At 68.6% G+C, this 23,433-nt stretch carries 18 protein-coding genes; 8 read left to right on the top strand and 10 right to left on the bottom strand.

Annotation, left to right across the window (positions count from 1 at the left end; all coding sequences use genetic code 11):
- Window positions 1-16 precede the first annotated feature (16 nt).
- The 3 genes from EER30_RS12150 to EER30_RS12140 are packed head-to-tail and all read right to left on the bottom strand — an operon-like array spanning window position 17 to window position 3,582.
- Window positions 17-1,675 (bottom strand): extracellular solute-binding protein, encoded by a 1,659-nt coding sequence (locus EER30_RS12150; protein WP_240669970.1) that lies wholly within the window; start codon window positions 1,673-1,675, stop codon window positions 17-19.
- Window positions 1,676-1,705: 30 nt separating this feature from the next.
- Entirely contained in the window at window positions 1,706-2,599 is an 894-nt protein-coding gene (locus EER30_RS12145; protein ID WP_127500489.1) for a carbohydrate ABC transporter permease, read from the bottom strand.
- Window positions 2,596-3,582 (bottom strand): ABC transporter permease, encoded by a 987-nt coding sequence (locus EER30_RS12140; protein ID WP_205650203.1) that lies wholly within the window; start codon window positions 3,580-3,582, stop codon window positions 2,596-2,598. The genes EER30_RS12145 and EER30_RS12140 overlap by 4 nt, the downstream gene beginning before the upstream one ends.
- A gap of 337 nt (window positions 3,583-3,919) precedes the next feature.
- Between EER30_RS12140 and EER30_RS12135 the strand changes: the two genes are divergently transcribed.
- Window positions 3,920-6,337 (top strand): X2-like carbohydrate binding domain-containing protein, encoded by a 2,418-nt coding sequence (locus tag EER30_RS12135; RefSeq protein WP_240669969.1) that lies wholly within the window; start codon window positions 3,920-3,922, stop codon window positions 6,335-6,337.
- A gap of 169 nt (window positions 6,338-6,506) precedes the next feature.
- Entirely contained in the window at window positions 6,507-7,283 is a 777-nt protein-coding gene (locus EER30_RS12130; protein WP_127500488.1) for an NPP1 family protein, read from the top strand.
- Between the two features lie 46 nt (window positions 7,284-7,329).
- Here the strand turns inward: EER30_RS12130 and EER30_RS12125 are convergent, their stop codons facing one another.
- The 3 genes from EER30_RS12125 to EER30_RS12115 all read right to left on the bottom strand — a co-directional run bounded on the left by EER30_RS12125 (window position 7,330) and on the right by EER30_RS12115 (window position 9,158).
- Complete coding sequence (locus EER30_RS12125; protein ID WP_127500487.1) at window positions 7,330-8,466, bottom strand: Fic family protein; 1,137 nt, start codon at window positions 8,464-8,466, stop codon at window positions 7,330-7,332.
- A 69-nt stretch (window positions 8,467-8,535) separates the two neighbouring features.
- A complete protein-coding gene (locus EER30_RS12120) occupies window positions 8,536-8,727 on the bottom strand; it encodes a hypothetical protein (protein WP_127500486.1) in 192 nt (63 codons plus the stop codon).
- On the bottom strand, window positions 8,694-9,158 hold the full coding sequence (locus EER30_RS12115) for a hypothetical protein (protein ID WP_127500485.1): 465 nt from the start codon (window positions 9,156-9,158) through the stop codon (window positions 8,694-8,696). The genes EER30_RS12120 and EER30_RS12115 overlap by 34 nt, the downstream gene beginning before the upstream one ends.
- A gap of 468 nt (window positions 9,159-9,626) precedes the next feature.
- Here EER30_RS12115 and EER30_RS12110 point away from each other — a divergent pair, with 468 nt between their 5' ends.
- The 3 genes from EER30_RS12110 to EER30_RS12100 all read left to right on the top strand — a co-directional run bounded on the left by EER30_RS12110 (window position 9,627) and on the right by EER30_RS12100 (window position 14,180).
- Window positions 9,627-10,328: a class I SAM-dependent methyltransferase gene (locus EER30_RS12110; RefSeq protein WP_127500484.1), complete on the top strand. Its 702-nt coding sequence runs from the start codon at window positions 9,627-9,629 to the stop codon at window positions 10,326-10,328.
- A gap of 102 nt (window positions 10,329-10,430) precedes the next feature.
- Window positions 10,431-11,183: an SDR family oxidoreductase gene (locus tag EER30_RS12105; RefSeq protein WP_127500483.1), complete on the top strand. Its 753-nt coding sequence runs from the start codon at window positions 10,431-10,433 to the stop codon at window positions 11,181-11,183.
- Between the two features lie 195 nt (window positions 11,184-11,378).
- Complete coding sequence (locus EER30_RS12100; RefSeq protein ID WP_127500482.1) at window positions 11,379-14,180, top strand: PQQ-dependent sugar dehydrogenase; 2,802 nt, start codon at window positions 11,379-11,381, stop codon at window positions 14,178-14,180.
- Window positions 14,181-14,240: 60 nt separating this feature from the next.
- Here EER30_RS12100 and EER30_RS12095 read toward each other — a convergent pair whose 3' ends face one another.
- On the bottom strand, window positions 14,241-15,131 hold the full coding sequence (locus tag EER30_RS12095; RefSeq protein ID WP_205650202.1) for an SDR family oxidoreductase: 891 nt from the start codon (window positions 15,129-15,131) through the stop codon (window positions 14,241-14,243).
- 117 nt (window positions 15,132-15,248) lie between these two features.
- Between EER30_RS12095 and EER30_RS12090 the strand changes: the two genes are divergently transcribed.
- Window positions 15,249-15,446, top strand: coding sequence for a hypothetical protein (locus EER30_RS12090; RefSeq protein WP_127500481.1), 198 nt, complete (start codon window positions 15,249-15,251; stop codon window positions 15,444-15,446).
- A gap of 71 nt (window positions 15,447-15,517) precedes the next feature.
- The gene (locus EER30_RS12085) at window positions 15,518-18,514 is read left to right on the top strand and encodes a discoidin domain-containing protein (protein WP_127500480.1); all 2,997 of its coding nucleotides are present in this window, start codon (window positions 15,518-15,520) and stop codon (window positions 18,512-18,514) included.
- Here EER30_RS12085 and pdxY read toward each other — a convergent pair whose 3' ends face one another.
- A complete protein-coding gene (gene pdxY, locus EER30_RS12080) occupies window positions 18,515-19,366 on the bottom strand; it encodes a pyridoxal kinase PdxY (RefSeq protein WP_127500479.1) in 852 nt (283 codons plus the stop codon).
- 114 nt (window positions 19,367-19,480) lie between these two features.
- Here pdxY and EER30_RS49915 point away from each other — a divergent pair, with 114 nt between their 5' ends.
- Window positions 19,481-19,972, top strand: coding sequence for a PepSY domain-containing protein (locus EER30_RS49915; protein WP_164842297.1), 492 nt, complete (start codon window positions 19,481-19,483; stop codon window positions 19,970-19,972).
- A gap of 47 nt (window positions 19,973-20,019) precedes the next feature.
- Here EER30_RS49915 and EER30_RS12070 read toward each other — a convergent pair whose 3' ends face one another.
- Window positions 20,020-21,015 carry a ribonucleotide-diphosphate reductase subunit beta gene (locus tag EER30_RS12070; RefSeq protein ID WP_127500718.1) on the bottom strand — a complete coding sequence of 332 codons (996 nt, stop codon included), beginning with the start codon at window positions 21,013-21,015 and terminating at the stop codon, window positions 20,020-20,022.
- 17 nt (window positions 21,016-21,032) lie between these two features.
- Window positions 21,033-23,333, bottom strand: coding sequence for a ribonucleoside-diphosphate reductase subunit alpha (locus EER30_RS12065; protein ID WP_127500478.1), 2,301 nt, complete (start codon window positions 23,331-23,333; stop codon window positions 21,033-21,035).
- Between the last annotated feature and the right edge of the window lie 100 nt (window positions 23,334-23,433).

Raw genomic sequence — 23,433 nt, 5'->3', positions numbered from 1 at the left:
CGGCCCGGCTCTCTCGTCAGTTCTTGGACTTGAACTGGTCGTACGCCTTCTGGTTGAGCTCGAGGTAGCGCGGCAGGCCGACGCCGTCGAGGCCCTTCACGAACGCGTCCCAGTCGGTGTCGATGTTCTTCTGGCCGGTGATGAAGGCCAGCTCACCCTGGTTGATGTAGCTGTCCAGGTTGGTCTTCAGCGTCGCCAGCTCGGAGACCGAGCTCTGGTCGGCCCAGACCTGCGCCTCGGGGAAGACCAGGGCCTTGTCGACGTGCGGCTCGTAGAGCTTGGTCGCCTCGAACAGGCGCCGCTCGAGGCCGTCCTCGGCGTAGATGTCCTTCGGCACGGCCTGGGCGTTGCGCAGCGCGAGGGTGACGTTGTACTGCCCGAGCGCGTTCCAGTTGACGTTCTTCGGCCGCTGGGTGTCCGGGACGGCCTTCCAGGTCGGCTTCACGGTCTCGTCGAGCGCGACGTCCTCGGGGCCGGGCTTGACCCAACCGACACCCTCGGGACCGGCGTTGACGATGGTCTGGCCCTCGTCGGTGTACATGTAGTCGAGCATCTTGAGCGCCGCGACCCGCGCTTCCTTGCTCGACTTGTTGGTCAGCATGAAGGTGTAGCCGAGCGAGGTCGGGTTGTTGTAGCCGGTGTAGCTCTTGCCGGCCGGCCCGGTCAGCGGAGGCACCGCGTCGTACTGCTTGTCGCGCCCGTCCTTGGAGCCGAGCTGCACGAAGATGCCCGGCCAGAGAACCGGGACAGACCCCAGGCGTACGGCGGCCGGGTTGTTGCCCACGGCCTGCAGAGCCTCGGCGTTCTGGGTGAAGGAGGCCTGCGCGATCAGGCCCTCCTTGTAGAGCGAGTTGATGTACTTCAGGCCCTCACGCCACTCGGGCTTGGCGACCGGGCTGGCCACCTTGTCGCCGTTGAGCTCGAGCAGGGCCGGGGCGCCGTTGTTGTCACCGTAGGGCGCGTGCGCGAACGCGCCCATCAGATAGCCGATGAGCCGGCTGTCCTGCGCGTTGGTGGTCATCGGGATCTCGTCGGCCTTGCCGTTGCCGTTCGGGTCCTGCGTCTTGAAGGCCCGCAGCACGGTGCGCAGATCCTCGGTCGTCTTCGGCATCTGAAGGTTGAGCTTCTTCAGCCAGGCCGAATTGATCCAGAGCTTGTACGGGTACGTGCAGTGGTAGCAGTCCGACCACTGCGGCAGCGCGTAGATGTGACCGTCGGGCGCGGTCGACATCGCCTTGAGCACCGGGTTGGAGTCGAGCGTCTTCTGCAGGTTCGGCGCGTTCTCCTTGATCAGGTCCTCGAGCGGCACGGCCACGCCCTGCTGGCCGAGCTTCTGCACCTCGGTCTTGCTGAACGCGTCGACCCACGGGATCAGCAGGAACATGTCCGGGTAGTCACCGCTGGAGATGGCGATCTGCCGCTTCTCCTTGGCCGGACCGCCGTCCATGGTGGTGTTGTCCCACTTGAACTTGATCTTGAACTTGTCCATCAGCAGCGTGCTGACCTGGTTGGTGTCCAGGTTCGTGTCCGGGTCCTTGGGCGCCAGGGCCGAGATGACGACCCTGTCGCCTTCCATCTTGGCCTCGGGCGCCTTGGTCTTGTCGCCGCCGCCGCCGCAGCCGGCCGCCGCGAGCAACGCGGTGACGGTCAGCGCGGTAACTATTTTTCTGGCCATGGTTCCTTCCATTTCTTCTTCGGGGAGGGATCAGCCCTTGACCGCGCCCACCATCACGCCCTTGGTGAAGTAGCGCGCGACGAAGGGGTAGATGATCAATACGGGCAGGCTGGAGATGACGATCAGCGCGTAGCGCAGGACGTTGGCCAGCTGGATCTGGTGCATCGACTGCGCGAGATCGCCGGCGCCGCCCCGGGGCGTGTTCAGAATGAGGATGTTGCGCAGCACGATCTGCAGCGGGAACAGATCGGGGTCCTTGAGGTAGACCAGGGCGTCGAAGTAGCTGTTCCACTGGTAGACCGTGTACATCAGCGCGAGAACCGCGAGCAGCGGCTTCGACAGCGGCAGCACGACCGAGCGCAGCACTCGCAGTTCGCTCGCGCCGTCGAGCATCGCCGCCTCGTAGAGCTCGTCCGGGATCGAGTTGGCGAAGAACGTACGGGCGATGATGACCTGCCAGACGCCGATCGCGCCGGGGAGCAGCATCGCCCAGCGGGTGTCGAGCAGGCCGAGGTTGTTGACCACCATGTAGGTCGGGATCAGGCCGCCGGAGAACAGCATCGTGAAGATGAGCACCGTCATGATCACGTTGCGCCCGAAGAAGGTCTTGCGGGACAACGGATAGGCGATGGCCACCGTCAGGCTGACGCTGATGGCGGTGCCGGCGATCGCGTAGATCAGCGAGTTGTAGTAGCCGGTCAGCACCTCGGAATTACTCAGCGCGGCCCGGTACGCCTCGAGCGAGAACTCGACCGGCCAGAAACTCACCCGGCCCGCGTTGACGGCCGGCGGGCTGCTGAACGAGTTGGCCACGATGTAGACCAGGGGCATCAGCACCAGGACGAGCACCACGGCCAGCATGAGCTTGATGACGATCAGCGACATGCGGTCGCGGAACGGTTCGCGAATCTTGGTGGTACTCATCGCCACAATCCGTTCCCGGTGACCCGCTTGGCGATGAAGTTGACCGCCAGCAGCAGGCAGAGGTTGACCACTGAGTTGAACAGGCCCACGGCGGTGGCCATGCTGAAGTCCGCGTTGATCAGACCGGTCTTGTAGACGTAGGTCGGGATGATCTCGGACTGCGCCAGGTTCAGGTTGTTCTGCAGCAGGAACGCCTTCTCGAACCCGATCGCCATCATGTTGCCGACGCCGAGGATCAGCATGATCACCGCGGTCGGCATGATGCCCGGGATGTCGACGTTCCGGATGCGCTGCAGCCGGCTGGCCCCGTCGATCTTCGCGGCCTCGTGCAGGGCGGGGTCGATGCCGGCCAGCGCGGCCAGATAGATCACGGCCGAGTAGCCCATCGTCTGCCAGATATCGGACCAGACGTAGATGTGCCGGAAGAAGTCCGGCTCCCCCAGCAGGTTCATCGCGGGGACACCGATCGCGTCGAGCCCCTTGGTCACGAGCCCGACCTCCGGCGACAGCAGGAGGATCGTCATCGACACCACCACGACGGTGGAGATGAAGTAGGGCGCGTAGGTGACCATCTGCACCGTGCGCTTGAACCACCCGTTGCGGATCTCGTTCAGCGCGATGGCGAGCAGGATCGGGATCGGGAAGCTGGCCAGCACCAGGTAGAACGCCAGGATGAAGGTGTTCTTGAGCAGCGTGCCGAACACCGGGTTGGTGAACAGCAGCTCGAAGTTGCGCAGGCCCACCCACTCGCTGGCCCACGGGCCGAGCACCGGGCTGTATTCCTTGAACGCGATGACGTTGAAGGCCATCGGGATGTATTTGAAGATCACGAAGTAGGCGAGCGGCACGATGATCAGCAGGTAGAGCTGCCAGTGCAGGCGCCAGGCTCGCTTCGCCTCGGTCCAGCGGCTCTTCCTGCGGGCCATTTGCGGGGCCGGCGCGCTCGCCGGAGCGACCGGGGGATGCGTTGTCGTAATCGCCATCAAGCGTCCTTCCGGCCGGAGGGGGCGGTCTGGACGGCACCCACGGCCGAGGTCATCAGCTGACGGCGGGCCGTGAGCAGCAGCGCTCTCGGCCGATAGCTGATCTCGGGAAACATGGCCGAAACCTAGGCTCAATAATTTCCTTCGTCAAGTATTGATTTGCATATCTCGCTCGCCCTACGCTCTTCGCACCCTCTGCCCGCCTCCTCACGCTCCCCTGGGGACACGCGGCAGCCAGGGCTTTCTCGACTCACATCCGTCCTCATCAGGAGGAGTCACCTTGAGGTTCCCCCCACCCGGCCGTCCCCGATGGAGCCGCGCCCGGTCCGTCGCCGTCATGAGCACGGCGATTTTGCTTCCCCTGGCGGGCGCCTCGGCCGCGCAGGCCGTCGGGCCCAAGCCGTCTCCCCCGCCGGCCGCCGCCACCCGAGTCCTGCCGGTTGCCCCGTCCACCGCGGTGGCGCCGGTCGGGCCCGGTGACCCGTGGGCGGCCAAGCCCTACATGGGCTGGAGCAGCTACAGCATGCAGGTCTACTCCGGCAACGGTAAGTGGATCACCGCGGACCAGCTCGTCAAGCAGTCCGACGCGATGAAGGCCAAGCTGCAGAAGTACGGCTACAACTACATCAACGTGGACGCCGCCTGGAACGACGGATTCGACGCCAACGGCCGCCCCAAGCCCAGCGCCACGCTCTACCCGCAAGGCCTGCAGAAGGTCATCGACCACGTCCACGCGAACGGCCAGAAGTTCGGGCTCTACACGATCCCGGGCATCTCGCCGGAGGTGTACAACGCGAGCCTGCCGATCGCGGGCGCCCCCGGCTGCACCACCCACGACATCGTCAAACAGCCGATCCAGCCGTCCGACTACTGGAAGATCGGCTACCGGATCGACTTCTCGAACCCCTGTTCGCAGAAGTACGTCGACTCGATCGCCGACCTCTTCGCGAGCTGGGGTGTCAACTTCGTCAAGTTCGACAGCGTCACGCCGGGCTCCGGGGTCAGCGACCTCTCCCTCGACGCCCGCGACGACGTCGCCGCCTGGTCGTCCGCCCTCAAACGGCACAAGATCTGGTTCGAGCTCTCCTGGGCCGTCGACCCGAAGTACGCCGACCTGTGGCGCTCGAAGGCCAACGGCTGGCGCATCGACTGGGACGTCGAGTGCTACTGCGCCAACGAGGCGCTCACCCAGTGGCAGAACATCGCCCGCCTCTTCCCGAACCTGGCGAACTGGTGGCGGCACGGCGGCAACGGCGGCTGGAACGACCTCGACTCGCTCAACGTCGGCAACGGCAGCATGGACGGCCTGACCCAGGACGAACGCCGCACCGCGATGACCCTGTGGGCGGTCTCGGCGGCCCCGCTCTACACCGGCAACGACCTGACCAACCTCGACGCGTACGGTCTGAGCCTGCTCACCAACCCCGAGGTGATCGCGGTCAACCAGGCCGGCACCCCCGCGCGGCCGGTCTCGGCGACCGCGCAGCAGCAGGTCTGGTACGCCCTGAACGCCGACGGCAGCTACACGGTCGCGCTGTTCAACCACGGCCGCACCGACAAGGACATCACCGCCACGTTCGCCCACCTCGGTCTCTCCGGCAGCGCCACCGTGCGTGACCTGTGGGCCCGCAAGGACCTCGGCCGCTTCACGAACAAGTTCACCGCCCCGGTCGTGCCGATTCACGGCGTACGCCTGCTGAAGGTGACGCCGCAGCCCGGCGCGAAGGTCGCCGTGAACGACGACGCCCTGCGCGTGGGATATGAGGGCGACTGGAAGCGGGACGGGGTGGCCGCCACGACGCAGCCGCTCGAAGTGACCGTCACCGACACCGGCACGCCGGCCCCGCCGTCGACGGGTGGCCCGGTGCGCACCATCGTTCACGACAACAACGACCCGGCCATCTCGTACGCCGGATCGTGGTCGCAGAGCACCGGCCGCGGGCTCGGCGACTACAACGACAACGTGCACTTCACCGAGCGCAACGGGGACTCTTTCCAGTACGCGTTCCAGGGCACGGGCGTCTCCTACATCACCGAGATGGACACGTCCCAGGGCAACGTCGACATCTACCTCGACGGCCAGTTCGTGAAAACCGTGAACACCGGCCGCGCTCCCGGCGAGCCCCGCCTGGCCCAGCAGACCGTGTTCACCGTGAACGACCTGCCCAACGGCAGCCACACCCTGATGGCCGTCAAGAAGTCGGGCGACTACATGCTGCTCGACCGCATCGACGTACTGCAGCCGAGCCTGCTCGACCCGCCGTCGGCGTCCTTCGACCGCAAGGCGCCGGCCGACGTCTCGGTCAAGCTGCTGCGCGACGGCCTGCTCGCCGTCTCGTCGGGTGGCACGGCCCTGGTGCGCGACACCGACTACACGGTGTCGGGTTCGACCGTGACCCTGAAGTCGTCGTACCTGGCCGGCCTGCCGGTGGGCCAGGCTCAGCTCGACTTCGCCTTCCGTGGTGACTACCTGGACGACGTCCACGCCACCACGGTCACCGGCGACGCGGTCTCATACACCTTCACGGGAACCGGCGTCGACTGGATCACCGCGACGGCCCCCGACCAGGGCGCGGTCGACATCTACATCGACGGCGTGCTGACCAAGCGCGTCGACACCCACAGCGCCACCCGCACCACCCAGCAGACGCTGTTCACCGCGACCGGCCTGAAGAACAAGCAGCACACCTTCAAGGCCGTAAAGGTAACCGGCGACGTCATGCGCACCGACGTGATCCGCTACACCACGAAGTAACCATCACCGCGGGAGGGCCGGGGCGCGCGTGCGCTCCGGCCCTCCTGTCTTTCCCAGCGGTTCCCCTGGGATCCATCCATCATCTATTGACCGACCTCGATTGTCAGCGCGAAGATCACTTCGAAGCGCCAGCCCCCACTGGCGTGACGACACGAAGGGTCTCCGACTTATGCGTCGTAACCGCTCCCTGGCTCGGATCGGGGTCACGTCCGGCCTCGCCGCCCTCCTCCTCGTAGCCTCGGCCGCGCCCGCCTTCGCCGATCCGCCGCGCAACCTCCCGCAGAACGCGGGTGGCTGGGAACAGTCGTTCTCCCCCGCGTTCGACTACGACACCGACGGCTGTTACGCCACCCCGGCGATCGGCCCGGACGGCACGATCGCCCCCGGCCTCAAGACCACCGGCGCCGTCAACGGCAGCTGCCGCGATCAGTCCGATCTCGACAACTCCCAGACCTACGCCCGCTCGAAGTGCAACAACGGCTGGTGCGCGATCGTCTACGCCGGCTACTTCGAGAAGGACCAGGCCGTGGCCGGCAGCGGACTCGGCGGCCACCGGCACGACTGGGAGCACGTGATCTCCTGGGTGAACCAGTCTTCCAACCAGGTCGAATACGTGACGACCACGCAGCACAGCTCGCAGGTGACCTACGCCCGGTCACAGGTGCGCTTCGACGGCACCCACCCGAAGGTCGTCTACCACAAGGACGGCGCGTCGACCCACTTCTACCGCTTGGCCAACAGCAACGACGAGCCGCCGGAGAACCACTACCACAACTGGCGCTACCCGCCCCTGGTCGACTGGAACGGCTGGCCCACCGTCGACCTGCGCAACCGCCTGATGGCCGCCGACTTCGGCTCAGCCAGCATCAAAATCAAGGACGGCTCATTCGAGTACCTGCTGAACGCCTCCAAGCCGTCCGGCATCCCCTTCAACCCTTACGCCTGAGGTCAACCCGCTGGTGGGCTGACGCATGGTCAGCCCACCGCGTTGATCAAGCGTTCGCGTACGGGTCGCGCCCGTGCCCCCGAACCGCAGCGGCGGCGGCCTCCGCAATGTCGGTGGCCGCACCGTCGAGTACGTAAACCCGCGTGGTCGCATTGCCTCGCGGAGCCAACAGACCCACCCGCGTCAAGGCCTGGATGTCGCGGATGGCCTGGTCACGGCTGAGGCTCTCGTCCTGCTGATATGTGGTTCGCCTGACCTCACCGACCGCTGCGGCATACAGCGCGGAAACCGTGCGTTCAGCCAGTCCTTTCTCGTCGGCCAGCAGCGCCAGGTCGTTCCACAGGCGCACGGTCCAGTCGTATCGCCGTCTCACCCGCTGCGCCTGTCGGTGGTGGGCCGTGAAGACGAATCTGAGCCAGGGGTGGGCGTCGTGTTCCGGCTGGAAGCTTCCTCGCTGTACCGATCGCAAAGCCTCGTAGTACTGAACAGTGTTGACCTGCTCCCCCAGCCATTCCTCGATGGAGGAGAACTCGGGAGCCACCTCTCCGACCCGCGCCAGCACCAAGGTATGCAGCGCTCGCGCAGTCCGGCCATTGCCGTCGCGCCAGGGGTGGATCCCGACCAGGTTGAGATGAGCCATTGCCGCCCGCGCATAGGCGGGAGCATCGAGGTCTCCGCCGTGCAACCAATCGACCAGTTCACCCATGAGACCTGGGACCGAGTCAGGGTCCGGCCCCGTGAAAGCGGGCTCCAGCGGGTCGGCGCTCGTCACGTAGATCCCACCGGCGCGATAGCGCCCCGGCCACTTCTCAGGTTGATACTTCGTAATCATGAAATGCAGCGCCGAGAGTAACGTCTCCGAGTAGTCGAAGAAGCCCATCATCGGCGTCTGCTGGACATATGTCATCGCATCGCGATAGCCGATGACCGCCTGCTGCGTCCGCTCCCCCGCCTCGGCGGACATCGGGGCATGCTCCACCAACGCTCGCGCATCCGAGTTACTGATCGTGATGTTCTCGATGGTGTTGGAGCCCTGAATTGCCGCCGCGAACAGGCTCCGTCGCAGTTGCCCCTCCCAGCGCGGCTTTGACCGCAGATGCGCCCGCAGTTCGGCTCGCATCTCGCTCAACTCGTCCAGGACCCGCAGGTCCGCCGGATCCAGCGCGGGCATTTCGTACAGCATGCACCCATGCTACCGCGCCAGTAGCATCAGAGCAAAGTAGCAGGAAGGCGTTGTGGGAGCCGTTCAGGCTCAGGTCGGGCGGCGTTGTTCGGCTGGCAGGCGGGAGCGGGTCAGCAGGCCTGCGCCGAGCATCGCGAGCAGCGGCACCAGCAGGATCAGGGCCAGGTTCGTCCATGGCACGACCAACTGGTACGGCGTGGGGGCGGGCCGGTCGGCGCCCAGGGTGATCAGGGCGGAGGCGAGCGCGAGCAGGTAGAACATCGGCGTGCTGCCGTTTGCCCGTCGCGGGCTCGACATAGGCGGGCTGACTGCCGGCCTCGGCCGCCGCGGCGTTGAGCTGGTCGATGACCCGGGCCGGCGGAACGGCCGTGGTGGCGGCGACCAGGCCGGTCACGGCGACGCGGAAGCCGGACGCCGCCCCGGTCCAGCACCGCCGCGGCCCCGTCGAGTTCGGCGCTGGTGATGCCGGTCAGCGCGGTGAGCGTCTCCCGGTTGCCGACCATGGCGGCCAGCACGCCGGTGACGACCGCCAGCGCTGCGATCCCGGCCAGCATCGCCGGGTTGAACCGGTAGCCGCCGGCTCGTGCGCCGACCGCGAACGCGGGCCCGGCGAGCAGGATGATCTCCAGGACGGCCAGCCCGACGACGACCGGGACGAGCGACAGGTCTTCTTCCGGCGGGTCGGCCGGCACGGCCCGCGACGTGACGGCGACGCCGCCCGGTATCAGCGACGCCCGGAGGGTGCGCTATCGTCACCCATCGGTCGAGCGGTCACCCCCGACTCGGCCGTCGCGCAATTCACCCGCGAGGTAATGCCCGGCGGCGACGTCCCGACCTTATGAAAACGTCACCGGGACTGAAGTCCGATAGCCGTTTCCTATCTGAGACTTTCGATTTCGAAATAGCATCGGCCGGCCGATTGCGTGACGTTCCGTCGAAGCCCAGCCTTGACGGCTTCGCGGCCGCTGCCCAGGTCAAGGCCCAGCTCCGAGGGATCCTGCCCGGGTCGGCCGCCCCACCGAGTCCGACATGTCGCAACATGACCGCGGTGGATAAGCGAGGCCCTTTTCGCGAGCGCCGCGCCCGGCCGCGCCGACATTTACCGAAAATCGCCCACCGCAAAACTTGCTCGATCGACTCCGGGCTTCAATAATGTCCCGGTGGACAGCGCGGAAATTCAAAAGCTGGTAGCGCTCGAGGACCGCCACTGGTGGTATCGGGAACGGCGAGCGCTTCTCGCCCGCAGCCTTCGTCAACTGCCCGGCTCGCCCGGCACGGCCCTCGACATCGGCGCCGCCGGCGGCGGCAACACCCGGGTCCTGCAGCAGCACGGCTGGTCGCCGATCGCCGTCGAGTACGGCCACGACGGCGCGGTCGCCGCCCGTCAGCGCTCGCTGTCCACAGTGCGCGGCGACGGCCGGTTCCTGCCCTTCGCCTCCGACTCGATCGACCTCATCGTCGCCTTCGACGTGCTCGAGCACATCGACGAGGACCAGCAGGTGGTGTCCGAGATGCGCCGCGTCCTGCGGCCCGGCGCCAGCGCGCTCATCGCCGTCCCCTGCGACATGAAGCTGTGGTCGGCCCATGACGAGGCGGTCGGGCACGTTCGGCGTTACGACCGCGACACCCTGCGCGCGGCCCTCGAGGGCGGCGGCCTGCGCATCGACCAGCTGTGGAGCTGGAACGTGCTGCTGCGCCCGGCCGCGGCCTACTCCCGCAAGCGGTCCACGACGAGCGACCTGAAGAAGATGAACCCGCTCGTCAACTCCGCGCTGACCGCCGTCATCGTCGCCGAGCGCTACCTGCCCGTGCGGTCGATGCCCGGCGTCTCCCTGATCGCCCAGGCCGTCCGCGCCGACTGAGGCACCCACGCGGTCCCGCAACGCGTCAAGCGTACCCAGCACTCGATCGTCACTGCCTCCCTTTAGCGTCACGCTCGTCGAGGTCGAGACGAGGAGGCACACATGAGGATCGTGGTCATCGGCGGCACCGGCATGATCGGGCGCGGCGTCGTCGCCAACCTTCGGCGGCAGGGTCACGACGCGGTGGCCGCCGGCTTGGAGACCGGCCTCAACACGATCACGGGCGAGGGGGTCCAGGCCGTGGTCGACGGCGCCGAGGCGGTCCTGGACATCACCAACTCCCCCGACGTCGACGAGCAGGCGGCCACCGAGTTCTTCCGCGCTTCGGCCCGGAACCTGTTCCCTGCCGAGGAGAAGGCGGGCGTACGTCACCACGTGCTGGTCTCCATCGTCGGCGTCGACCGCCACGCCGAGCCCGGCTATCACCGCGCCAAGCTCGCGCAGGAACGGGCCGTGGAGGACAGCGGACTGCCGTACACCATCGTTCGCAGCACCCAGATCTTCGAGCTGATCGGCGCGCTGGTCGACGCCAACACCGACGGCGGCACGGTGCGTCTGCCGTCCACGTTGGTGCAGCCGATCGCCCTGCTGGACCTGGCCGCGATGCTCGCCGACGTCGCGCCGGCGTCTCCGGCCAACGCGATCGTCGAGGTCGCCGGCCCGGAGGCGCTGGCGATGGACGATTTCGCCCGCCGCCTGCTGGCCGCCCACGGCGATCGCCGCACCGTGGTCACCGACCCGTCGCGGCACCCCATGCTCGGCGTCGACGTCGGCGAGCGGGATCTCCTGCCCGGCCCGGGCGCCCGGCTGGCCACGACCGACCTGGCGGCGTGGGTCACCCGTGAACGTCGCTGACCGGACCCCGCCGGGATCCGGTCAGCGTTACCGAAAGCCGACCGCGGCACGCGTTCGGAGGCACGGACTCGGGAGTCGGCGCATAGACGGTTGCTGATTGACCGGGCGAGTCGCTCACTGTTAACTACATGTCACGGGCCGCGGCCCGATCCTGCACTCCCGGTCATCCCCCGACGTCCCCACGGGAGTTTCCCCATGCGCCGAAGAAGTCTGTTCGCTGTCCTCCTGCTGACCGTCGCCGCCGCGATCGCCGTCCCGGCCTACCCCGCCGCGGCCGCTCCCCCACCGACCAGCGCCTTCGAGAAGGTCCGCCTCGACGGCGGGCTGTCGATGGGCGAACCGATCGAACTGGCCGTGCTGCCCGACGCGAAGGTCCTCTACATCAACCGGGGCACGTCCGCCGCCGGCGGTCAGGTGCGGCTCTACAACCCGGCCACCCGCACCACGACGGTCGCGCTCACCCTGCCGCTCGACGCCCGGTTCGAGGACGGCCTGATCGGCATCACGCTGCACCCGCAGTTCGCGGCCAACCGCTGGCTCTACCTCTTCTACTCGCCCGCGAGCACGCCGCTGGTCAACCGCATCTCACGGTTCACGTTCAACCCGGCGACCGGCACGATCGCGGCGTCCACCGAGGACCTGCTCATCGAGTGGCCGACCGAACGGCGGCTGTGCTGCCACTCGGCCGGGTCGATGACGTGGGACGCGGCCGGCAACCTCTACTTCGCGGTCGGTGACAACACCAACTCCGGCGGCGACTCGGCCGGGATGGCTCCGATCGACGAGCGCACGAGCCGCGACGCGCAATATGACGCACAACGCACTTCGGGCAACACCAACGACCTACGCGGCAAGATCAACCGCATCAAACCGGACGGCAGTGGCGGCTACACGATCCCGTCCGGCAACCTTTTTGCCGTCGGAACAGCAAACACCAGGCCCGAGGTGTACGTGATGGGGGTGCGCAACCCGTACCGGATCTGGGCCGACAAGCGCACCAATACGCTCTACTGGGGCGAGGTCGGGCCCGACGCCGGCGCCACGATCGCCAACCGCGGCCCGGCCGCGTACGACGAGTTCAACCGCACCACGACCGCGGGCAACTTCGGCTGGCCGTACTGCGGTGGCCCGAACGTGGCGTACAACGACTGGGACTTCGCGGCGAACGCGCCCCGCGGCTGGTTCCCGTGCGGCGGCACGACCGGGCCGGTCAACAACTCGCCGCGCAACACCGGTTTGCAGCAGTTGCCGCCGACGAAACCGGCCACGGTCTGGGAGCAGCACGGCGGCAGCCGCGAATGGCCGCAGCTCGACCAGCCCGGCGGTTGCGGTTCGCCCGCGCACACCGAGGTCTACCACTACGACCCGAACCTGGTGTCGGACGTGAAGTGGCCGCAGTACTACGACAACAAGTGGATCATCTCGGAGTACTGCCGCAACTGGATCAAGGAGGTGCAGTTCGACGCGTCCGGCGCGCCGACGGCGATCGAGCCGGTTCTCAACGGCATGTCGTTCCGGCACCCGATCGACTTCGAGTTCGGCCCGGACGGGTCGATGTACCTGCTCGAGTACGGCGACGGATACTTCTCCGGGCACGAGACGGCCGGGCTCTACAAAATCAACTATGTGGCGGGCGGGCGCTCCCCGGTCGCCGTGGCCGCCGCGAGCCCCGACAACGGGCTGGCCCCGCTGACCGTCCGGTTCTCGTCGGCCGGGAGCACCGACGCCGACGGCGATCCACTGACGTACGCCTGGGATTTCGACGACAACGGCAGCACCGATTCAACGGTGGCGAACCCGACTTACACGTACGCCACCGCGGGTGAGAAACGGGCTCGGCTGACCGTTTCCGACGGCACCGGGCGTACCGGAACCGCGGTTGTCGCCGTGGTCGTCGGCAACAACCGTCCGGTTGTTCAGGTCAACGGGATACCTGAGGGTGGGCTGTACTCCTGGACTGACAACCTGACCGTCACGGGTGCGGCCACCGACGCGCAGGACGGCACGATCGCCTGCGCCAACGTCGTGCTGCGGGCCGCGCTCGGGCATCAGGAACACGCGCACGAGGAGGGCGAGGGCACCGGGTGCGGCTTCACCGTCAACACCGGGCCGGTGCACGCCGGGCACGACGCGGTGCAGTTCTTCGTGCTGCGGGCGAGCTACACCGACCGCGGCCCGGCCCCGTTGACCGGCGAGAAGCAGGTGCTGGTCTATCCGAAGCAGTGGCAGGCCGAGCACTTCGTGTCCCTGAACGGGCCGCAGGTCATCGACCAGGCCGCGGCCGAGGGCGGCAAGCGGCTCGGCGACATCCAGAACGGCGAGTCCGTGCGGCACCACGCGGTCAGCCTCAAGGGCATCACCGGTGTGCTGGCCCGGGTCTCGTCGGGCGGCGGGGGCGGCACGGTGTCGTTCCGCCTCGACTCGCCGACCGGCACCGAGGTGGCCCGGGTGACCGTGCCCAGCACCGGCGGCTGGGACAACTACCGCGAGATCACAGCTCCGGTGACCAGACCGGACGACAACACGCACGACCTCTACATCGTGTTCAACGGCGGCTCGGGGGCGATCCTCGACCTCGACAGCTACACGTTCCTCGGTGCCGGGATCAGCACCCCGACCGTGCGTACGGGCACCGTGCGGGCGCTCGGCAAATGCGCCGAGGTCGACGGGGCCGGCGGCGTGAAGGCGCAGATCTGGGACTGCAACGGCGGCGCCAACCAGTCATGGACGGTCGGCACCGACGGCACACTGCGCACCCAGGGCAAGTGCCTGGACGTGCAGTCGAGCGGCACCACGAACGGCACGAAGGTGCAGCTCTACACCTGCAACAACACCGGGGCGCAGCAGTGGCAGGCCGGTCCGAGCGGCAGCCTGCGCAACCCGCAGTCGGGGCGCTGCCTCGACATCCCCGGCTCGAACACCACCAACGGCACCCAGCTCCAGATCTACGACTGCAACACGACCGGCGCCCAGAACTGGGCCCTCCCCGGCGTTTAGCCGGGGATCCGCCCCGGCGCGTCGGCGCCGGGGCGGGACCGGGGTCGAGGCGGGCTGGGTTCAGGCCGGCCGGGGCGGCGCGGTGGTGAAGTCGCCGGTGTGGTCGTGGGCCCACTGGGCGAACGATCGCGCGGGCCGGCCGGTCAGCCGAGCCACGGTGTCGGTGACCGGTTCCGGGTGGGTCACCATGGCGGCGTGGCCGGCCACGATGGACTCGGCGACCGTGGCCGGCATGCCGGGAAACAGTTCGGCGGCCGAGTCGACGGATTCCCACCGCAACGATCGACCGAGCGCGTCCCCGATGGCGGCGAGCTGCGCGACCTGGGTGAGCTGTTCCGGCCCGGTCAGGTGGTACGCCTTGCGGTCGTGTCCCGGTTGGGTCAGCGCGAGCACGCCGACCGCAGCGAGATCGGCCTCGTGCACCAGGGCTCGCCGGGCGTCGGGCACGAACCAGCGCACGACGTCGGAGTGCTGGATCTGCGGAGCCCAGGCCAACGTGTTGGCGGCGAAGCCACTCGCCCGCAGGAACGTGTATTCGGCGGCCGAGGCCGCGATCAGCCCCTCGAGATGGGCATGCGATCCCAGGATGCCTCCGCCGGGTTCGGCCCGGTGGTCCGGCTCGTCCGGGACGCCATGGGCGGACAGGTAGACGACCCGCCGACCGGAACCCGTCAATTCCGCGACCACATCCCGCGCCGCCGCGTCGGCGGTCACCGACGGGAAGACGAGGAAGACCGCGTCGGCCCCGTCCACCGCGGCCGCCAGCGTGGACGGCTCGGTGAGGTCGGCGCCGGCCACCTCCGCCGCCGGGCCCAGGGTGGCCGACGCGGCCGCCGGATCGCGGGCGAGGGCCCGCACCTGGATGCCTTCGATGCCGGTCAACTGGGCGACCACCTGCCCACCCACTCGCCCGGTCGCTCCGGTCACCGCCACGGTGTACTTGCCTGCCACGTTGAGCCTCCCGGCCGTCGATCGGCGCCCGAGGCGGGCGTCACCGTCGACCCTAGAACTTCAAGTCCACTTGAAGGCAAGGCACGGAACTGGGCGTGCCGCGGCTACGATGCCGCCGTGGACCGGAGGCGACACCGTCGATTCAGGATGCTGTGCGGCGCCGCCGGTCTGGCCGCGGGTGCTGCCATGGTGGTGGGAGCGGTGCTGCTCTTTCCGTCGGGAACGACGAGGTGGCGGTTCGGTGCCTGCGTTCTGATGCTGATGTTCGGGGCCGGGATCCTGGTCGAATCGTGGCGCGATCTGCGACGGACCTGATCTCCCGGCCGCTCGTGACGGCCCGATTGATGATCTTGACTTGAAGGCGGCCGCGGGGCGAGGGTGGGAAGATGATCTCCCGTCGAACACTGCTCGCCCTGACCGGAGCCGCCGCCGGGGGTGCGATCGCCGCGCCCCTGCCCGCGCTGGCCGGCAACCACGACACAGACCCGGTCGCTGATGAATACCGGCGACTGTTGCTCGTGCACACCCGGTGGGTCGAGCAGCAGTGGGACCCGGCGATCGGGGCCTACCGCCGGGCCGACTTCCGGTTCGCGGCCGTGCTCGGCAACGCGGTTCTGCTGACCACCGACGGGTACGACGCCGACCTCGCGGGCGTCGGCGCGGATACCCTGCGGCAGCGCACCCTCGCCACGATCACGCGGTTCGCCGCCACGAACCGGCTGGCCGGAGGCACCGAGTGGGGGCGCACCCTGTTCTGGGACTCCACTTTCGAACTGTACGTAGTTCTCGCCGCGCGACTGCTCTGGTCCGACCTGGACGAAGCCACCCGGGCGAACATCGACGCCATCGCGCGCGGCCAGGCCGCGTACGCCTATGGGCTGGGAACCGGCAACGATCCGCTCAGCGGCGGCTGGACGCCCAACGGCAGCACCGGCGGCTATCGAGGCGACACCAAGCTCGAGGAGATGGGCGTCTACGCGCAGGCCATCGCTCCGGGGCTGGCCTGGGCGCCGCCCGGGGACGCCGAGGCGCAGCGGTGGCGGGAGCGGTTCGTGTTCTGGGCCGCCAACGCGAGCGGACTGCCCGCGGCCGACCGGGCCAACCCGGCGATCGTCGACGGCCGCCCGGTCAGCGAGTGGAACGTCGCCCACAATCTGCACGACTCGTTCGTGGTGGAGAACCACGAGTCGGTCAACCCGCACTATCAGGCCGAGCTGTGGCGCACCGCCGGGCGGGCGGCCGTGCACTTCCTCGTCGCCGGCCGGCCGCTGCCGCAGGTGCTGACCCGCCAGCCGAACGGCCGCGAGCTGTGGGCGACACTGCGCCTGCTGGCCAGCGACGCGGGCGAGCCGGTGATGCCGATGGTCGCCGACCGCTATCACCTCTACGGGCGTGACGTGCTGCCGCTGGCGTTCCTCGCGCAGGTGCAGGGGGACGCCCACGCCGCCCGGGCCGAGGCCGACCTGGCCGCGCGGCTGATGCCCTATCTGCGATATGCGCCCGAGTATCGGCTGACGAAGTTCAGCGGCGAGGAGAAGTACGAGCCGGAGGCGCGCGCCGAACTGGCCATCGCCTATCTGTTCCATCGCCTGCGCCGCAAGCCCGTGCGGCCCGTCTCCAGCGACAAGTTCTTCGCGGCCGCCGCGGGAACGCGTGACTTCGGTGCGACAGTCGGGATGTCCGCTCATCAGACCACGGCCGGTTTCGCCGCCGCCGTGTCCAAGCCCGGCTTCGTACGGTTCCTGTGGCAGCCCGGTCACGACAACTGGCTGATCGACACCCGGGCGCCCGCGTTCCTGCCCGCCAACGCCGGCGCGCCGCTGCAACGGTGGTCCGCCGCCTACAGCGCCGCTCGCGACGGCGTCGACGCCACCGCCACTGTGCTGCGGACCCCGGCCGGCTTCGCGGGCTACGCCACCCTGCCGACCGGCACCGTCGTCTACGCCGGACCCGGCCCGGCCGAGCTGTCCCTGTTCAACCTGACCATGCCGGGCGTACCCGGTCTCGACGGCAGCCGCAGCTTCACCGGCAAGGACGGCTCGGTGACACCCGTGGCCGGGCTCGGCGACGGCGGCCTCGACGAGATCACGTTCGACTCCCCGCGCGCGGCGCGCCACGTCCGGTTCCTCGGTCGCGTTCCCTCCGGCCAGTACGGATACTCGCTGTTCGCGTTCGAGGCGCTCGACGCCACCGGCACCGATCTGGCCCGCGGCAAGACGGTCAACGTGTCGTCGGCCGACCCCGCCTACCCGGCCGCGAACGCAGTCGACGGCAACGACACAACCCGGTGGGCGGTGGCGCGGGCCGAGCGCGGACGGACCGACAGCTGGCTCGCCGTCGACCTGGGTGCGGTCGCCGACGTGACCGGGGTGCGGCTGCGCTGGGAGGCCGCGTACGCCGCGTCCTACCTCGTGCAGACCTCAGCCGACGGCCTCACGTGGACGGACGCGGCCGCCGCACCCGCCACCGCCGAGCTGGGCGCGTGGGCCGACGTCGACGGCCGGTTCGGGCTGGTCGCGCACGGGGCGACCGGGCCGATCACCGCCGCGTCGGCACGTGTCTCGGTGCCGCCCGCCACGTTGGTCGAGGGTTATCCCGGCGACGGCACCGATCTGGCCGCCGCGGCGGCTCGACGGCTGCCGGTCGGCGGGCCGGAAACCCTGCGGGTGAGCGACGCCGACGGCTGTCTGAGCCTGCTCAACCTGTCACCGACCGCGGTGACCGGCGCGGTTCTGATCCTGACGAACAGCCAACGGCTCTACCGTGGCGAGTCCATGGCCCGCGCCGACGGCGGCCTCGACCTGACCGTCTCGGTCGCGGCCGGCGCCGGAGCGGTCGAGCCGCCCCGGTTCACGGTGACGGGCCGCGCGCCCGCGGGCACCCGGTTCACCGTCGCCGACTCGCACCACGTCACGGTCACGGCGCCGGCCGGGAAAGCCGTCGCCGTGCGGCTGGCCGCGGGCCGCTGGTCGGTCCGCACACGCGTGCCCGCCGGGCGCAGCCGCACGTACAGCGTGCCGGTCGACGGCCCGGTCACGCCCACGGCCGACCTGGCCCGGGGCCGCGTCACGTTCCCGACGTCGCCGCTGCCCACCGGCATGGGCGAGCCCGGCCGCGCCGTGGACGGCGACCCGCGTACGTCGTGGCGCCCCGGCCCGGACGGCCGGATGGTCGTCGATCTGGGCGCGGCGCGCACCGTCGCCGCCGTCGAGCTGACCTGGACCCGCGGCCGCCGCCGGTCAGCGGTTGTCGAGGCGTCCATGGACGGGGTGGCGTACGCACCGATCGCCGGGACGGTGACCGCTCGCTATGTCGCGGTCGTCGTGCCCGGCTGGCGCTCCGGGGACGCCGAGCTCACCGAGCTGAACGTCACCGGAGGGTAGTCAGCGCACCTGCTTGGCGCTGAACTGCATGCGCGGCGTGGCGTAGAAGTCCTGAGCCTCGATCAGCTGAAGCTCGCGCTCGCCGGAACGGTAGGTCGTCTCGATCAGGTCGAAGACGCTGGAGGCCGTACGCTCCAGGGCCAGCGCGGCGTTTCCGGTGGCGACGTAGTGGGCCGTGAACAGGGCCGCTGTGACGTCACCGGAACCGTTGGCCTTGAACGGCAGATGCGGGGTGGTCACGATCCAGGCGCCGGCGTCGTCGACGACCAGCATCTCGATCGTGCCCTCCTCGCGGTCGGGGCGCTCGACGCTCGTGACCAGCACGGTCGACGGGCCCATGTCACGAGCGAGGTCGGCCGAGACGAGGGTCGACTCGATGCTCGCCGGCTCGGTGCCGGTCAGGAAGCCCAGCTCGAACTGGTTCGGGGTGATGATGTCGGCCACCGGCACGACCCGGTCGCGCAGCAGCACGGGGATCTCGGGTGCGACGAAGCAGCCGGACTTGGCGTTGCCCATGACCGGGTCGCACGCGTAGACCACCGACGGGTTCGCGGCCTTGACACGGCGTACGGCGTCGATGATGACGTCACCGATGCCGACGCCGCCCTGATAGCCGGAGAGCACGGCGTCGATCTTCGGGAACACCCCACGCTCCTCCACCCCGAGCAGAATCTCGGCGACGTCGGACGGTGGCAGCAGCGGCCCGCGCCAGGCGCCGTACCCCGTGTGGTTGGAGAAGTTCACGGTGGGAACCGGCACGACCTCGACACCGAGGCGCTGCATGGGGAACACGGCCGCGGAATTGCCGACGTGGCCGTAGGCGACCGCCGACTGGATGGACAACACCTTCATACCCCCAGCCTAAAGACCTCCTCCGGGAACTAAAGCGGCCGGTCCGGCGACCGATAGAGCGTTCACGCCGTCTCAGCCGTCGCCGCCGTCCGCGTCTTCGAAGCGAGGAATTTTATGTTTGCTGTCGCGCCGCCCACCGAGGCCCCACCGGTCACTGGTGAACGAGCGAACCGGTCCGCGAAGAGCTTCGGCCCGCTGCTGCTGAGAATGCATTTCTACGCGGGCATTCTCGTCGCCCCGTTCCTGCTGGTTGCGGCGTTGACCGGCCTCGCGTACGTCTTCGTGGGGCTACCGCATGTGGTGGCAGCGCCGCCCGACCCGCGTCGACCGTCGTGCCCCGGTCGGCGCCCCGCCGGTCGGCCCCGGCGCCTGGCAGCAGCTGCCCGCGTGGGCGGTCGTCGCCGGCGTTCCCGTGGTGCTGGCGGTGAGCTGGTTCCTGCCGCTGTTCGGCATCCCCCTCGCCGCGTTCCTGCTCGCAGACCTCACCGTCGACGCCGTCCGCCGCAGGCGGCGCGGCAAGGACATCCCGGTCTCCCCCGCACCGGCCGGAAGGTGAACTTGAGGGCGCCCCGCTTGCTGGATCATCGCGATCGGGGCGCCCTCTGAGCCCATGGTCAGGCAATTGCAAAAGATCTGCAACAAGGCCCGACTGATCAGAAGTCGTCGTCGAAGCTGACGCTTCCGGTGACGCCGACCTGGTAGGCCGAGACGCGGCGCTCGAAGAAGTTCGAGAGCTCCTGCACGTCCTGCAGCTCCATGAAGGCGAACGGGTTCTTCGAGTGATAGATCGGCTCGATGCCGAGGACCTGCAGGCGGCGGTCGGCCACGTGCTGCAAATACTCGCGCATGTCGGCCAGGGACATGCCCGAGACGCCCTGTTCGAGCAGGTCGGCGGCGAACTGAACCTCGCACTCGACAGCCTCGGAGAGCATGTCGCGCACCTGCTGCTCCATCTCGGCGTCGAACAGGTCCGGTTCCTCCTTGCGTACGGTGTCGACGACGTCGAACGCGAACGCCATGTGCATCGACTCGTCGCGGAACACCCAGTTGGTCCCGCTGGCCAGCCCGTGCAGCACGCCACGCGAACGCAGGAAGTACACGTACGCGAAAGCGCCGTAGAAGAACAGGCCCTCGATGCACGCCGCGAAGCAAATCACGTTGAGCAGGAACGCCCGCCGGTCCGCCTTCGAGGAGAGCGTCCGCAGCGAATAGATCGAGTCGATCCACTTGAAGCAGAACTCGGCCTTGCGCGCGATCGACGGAATGTTGTCGACCGCGGAGAAGGCCGCCGCGCGATCGTCCGCGTCGGGCACATAGGTGTCGAGCAGGTTCAGATAGAACTGGACGTGCACGGCCTCCTCGAACAGCTGGCGCGACAGATACAGCCGGCCCTCGGGCGAGTTGACGTGCTGATAGAGGTTGAGCACCAGGTTGTTGGACACGATCGTGTCGCCGGTGGCGAAGAACGCGACCAGCCGCGACACCAGGTGCTGCTCGGCCGGCGACAACTTGGCCAGGTCGGCGAGGTCGGAGTGCAGGTCCACCTCCTCGACCGTCCAGGTGTTCTTGATGGCGTCCTTGAACCGGTCGAAGAACTGCGGGTAGCGCATCGGGCGCAGCGTCAGATCCATGCCGGGGTCGAGCAGCATTTGAGTGGACGGGGTGGTCACTGGCACGCCTCACAACTTTCGGGGTTTTCCAAGGAGCAGGCGACGGCCTCGACCGGGGCGATCGAGACAGTGGCCTGCTGGATGCGCGTCGCCGGACGCGAGCGCAGGTAGTACGACGTCTTCAGCCCGGCCTTCCAGGCGTAGAGGTACATCGAGGAGAGCTTGCCGATCGTCGGCGCGCTCAGGAACAGGTTCAGCGACTGCGACTGGTCGATGTAGGGGGCCCGCGCGGCGGCCAGCTCGATCAGGGCCTTCTGCGGGAGTTCCCAGGCGGTGCGGAACAGCTCGCGGACGTCGGCGGGCAACTCGGCGAGGCCCTGCACGGAACCCTCGGCCCGCTTGATCTGCTCGCGCACCGGGCCGGTCCACAGGCCGCGAGCCTTCAACTCCCGTACGAGATAGGTGTTGATCTGCAGGAACTCGCCCGACATGGTCTCGCGCTTGAAGAGGTTCGAGACCTGCGGCTCGATGCACTCGTAGCAGCCGGCGATGGACGCGATCGTCGCGGTCGGAGCGATCGCGATCAGCAGCGAGTTCCGCAGCCCGTGCTCGGCGATCCTCTCCTTGAGGGCCGTCCAGCGTTCCGGCTGGCCCAGGTCGGCCCCCCACAGTTCGGGATGCAGGTCGCCGTTCGCCGCGCGCGTCTCGGCGTACGCCGGGTGAGCGCCGAACTGCTCGGCCAGCCCGACGGACGATTCGAGGGCGGTCAGGAAGATCTCTTCCTGTACGCGGGTGGACAGCTCGCGGGCGGCGTCGGAGTCGAACGGCAGCCGCAGCGTGAAGAACGCGTCCTGCAGCCCCATCAGCCCGAGACCGACCGGACGCCAGCGCGGGTTCGACCTCGCCGCCTGGTCGGACGGGTAGTAGTTGATGTCGATGACCCGGTCGAGGAAGACCACCGCCGTACGTACCGTCGCGCGCAGCTTCTCCCAGTCGACGCCACCCTCGGCCGTGGTGTGAGCGCCGAGGTTGATCGAGCCCAGGTTGCAGACGGCCGTCTCGTCGTCGCTGTTCACCTCGAGGATCTCGGTGCACAGGTTCGACAGGTGGATCGTGTTGCCGGGCACGCCGGTCTGGTTGGACAGCGCGTTCGAGCGGTCCTTGAACGTCATCCACCCGTTGCCGGTCTGGGCGAGCGTGCGCATCATCCGGCCGTACAGATCGCGGGCCTTGACCTTCTTGACGGCCTTCTTCTCGGCCGCCTTGTAGGCTTCGTCGAACTCGGCGCCGAACAGATCGGGCAGCTCAGGCGCGTCGGACGGGTCGATGAGAGACCATTCCTCGTCCGCCTCGACCCGGCGCATGAACTCGTCCGGGATCCAGTTGGCCAGGTTCAAATTATGCGTACGCCGCGAGTCCTCGCCGGTGTTGTCGCGCAGCTCGAGGAACTCCTCGACGTCCGGGTGCCACGGCTCCAGGTAGACGCAGGCCGCGCCCTTGCGCCGCCCGCCCTGGTTGACCGCCGCCACACCCGCGTCGAGCGTCTTCAGGAACGGGACGATGCCGTTCGACTTACCGTTCGTGCCGCGGATCAGCGCGTTACGGCCACGCACCCGGGACCACGCGATGCCAATGCCGCCCGAGAACTTCGACAGCTTCGCGACCTGGTGGTAACGCTCGTAGATCGAGTCGAGCTCGTCCTTGGGCGAGTCGACCAGGAAGCACGACGACATCTGCGTGTGCCGGGTGCCCGAGTTGAACAGCGTCGGTGAGCTGGGCAGATAGGCCAGCGACGACATCAGCCGGTAGAAGCCGATCGCCTCGGCCGGGGTCTGCGACAACCCGCACGCGACGCGCAGCAGCCAGTACTGCGGGGTCTCGACGACCTCGCGGGTCTGCGGGTGGCGCAGCAGATAGCGGTCGGCCACCGTACGGAGCCCGAAGTATTCGAAACGCAGGTCACCGTCGACGTCGATCGCGTCGTCGAGCTTGCGGGCGTTGCGGGCCACGAACTCGGCCGTCTCATCGCCGATCAGACCCTGCTGGTGCGCGTAGCGGATCGACTGCGAGAAGCTCGCCACCCCCTGCAGCCGAACCTCCTTGTCCACGTACGTGGCCAGGAGCCGGGCGGCCAGCCTCGAGTACTGCGGTTCCTCGCCGATGAGCTCGGCCGCCGTCTGGATCGAGAGCTTGTCCAGCTCAGCCGTGGTCGCACCGTCGTACAGACCGCTGATCGTCTTGGTCGCCACCCGCAGCGGGTCGATCTCGCGGAGATCGGCCACCCACCGCTCGACCGCCTTGACGATCTTGTTGACGTCGACCGTCTCCAGATCGCCGTTGCGTTTGCGCACCTGCATCGGTTCCCCCTCGTCACCACACCCAAGGTCTGGGGCGCGCAGGAGGACGCCGCCGGGCACGACCAGCCCGGCTCTCGGCGTCGGCCGTCCCACGCGGCCT

Source organism: Actinoplanes solisilvae, from assembly GCF_003999975.1.
Classification (GTDB): Bacteria; Actinomycetota; Actinomycetes; order Mycobacteriales; family Micromonosporaceae; genus Actinoplanes; species Actinoplanes solisilvae.
Note: the sequence above shows the minus strand (reverse complement) of the source record. Positions and strands in the feature narration are given on the sequence as shown.

What these genes read in the sequence shown, in the direction of transcription:
- EER30_RS12145 (WP_127500489.1), bottom strand. Translation starts at nt 2,599, where the DNA reads ATGAGTACCACCAAGATTCGCGAACCGTTCCGCGACCGCATGTCGCTG.
- pdxY (WP_127500479.1), bottom strand. Translation starts at nt 19,366, where the DNA reads ATGAAGGTGTTGTCCATCCAGTCGGCGGTCGCCTACGGCCACGTCGGC.
- EER30_RS12100 (WP_127500482.1), top strand. Translation starts at nt 11,379, where the DNA reads ATGCGCCGAAGAAGTCTGTTCGCTGTCCTCCTGCTGACCGTCGCCGCC.
- EER30_RS12130 (WP_127500488.1), top strand. Translation starts at nt 6,507, where the DNA reads ATGCGTCGTAACCGCTCCCTGGCTCGGATCGGGGTCACGTCCGGCCTC.
- EER30_RS12105 (WP_127500483.1), top strand. Translation starts at nt 10,431, where the DNA reads ATGAGGATCGTGGTCATCGGCGGCACCGGCATGATCGGGCGCGGCGTC.
- EER30_RS12140 (WP_205650203.1), bottom strand. Translation starts at nt 3,582, where the DNA reads ATGGCGATTACGACAACGCATCCCCCGGTCGCTCCGGCGAGCGCGCCG.
- EER30_RS12135 (WP_240669969.1), top strand. Translation starts at nt 3,920, where the DNA reads ATGAGCACGGCGATTTTGCTTCCCCTGGCGGGCGCCTCGGCCGCGCAG.
- EER30_RS12120 (WP_127500486.1), bottom strand. Translation starts at nt 8,727, where the DNA reads ATGTTCTACCTGCTCGCGCTCGCCTCCGCCCTGATCACCCTGGGCGCC.
- EER30_RS12085 (WP_127500480.1), top strand. Translation starts at nt 15,518, where the DNA reads ATGATCTCCCGTCGAACACTGCTCGCCCTGACCGGAGCCGCCGCCGGG.
- EER30_RS12070 (WP_127500718.1), bottom strand. Translation starts at nt 21,015, where the DNA reads ATGCTGCTCGACCCCGGCATGGATCTGACGCTGCGCCCGATGCGCTAC.
- EER30_RS12150 (WP_240669970.1), bottom strand. Translation starts at nt 1,675, where the DNA reads ATGGCCAGAAAAATAGTTACCGCGCTGACCGTCACCGCGTTGCTCGCG.
- EER30_RS49915 (WP_164842297.1), top strand. Translation starts at nt 19,481, where the DNA reads ATGTTTGCTGTCGCGCCGCCCACCGAGGCCCCACCGGTCACTGGTGAA.
- EER30_RS12065 (WP_127500478.1), bottom strand. Translation starts at nt 23,333, where the DNA reads ATGCAGGTGCGCAAACGCAACGGCGATCTGGAGACGGTCGACGTCAAC.
- EER30_RS12125 (WP_127500487.1), bottom strand. Translation starts at nt 8,466, where the DNA reads ATGCTGTACGAAATGCCCGCGCTGGATCCGGCGGACCTGCGGGTCCTG.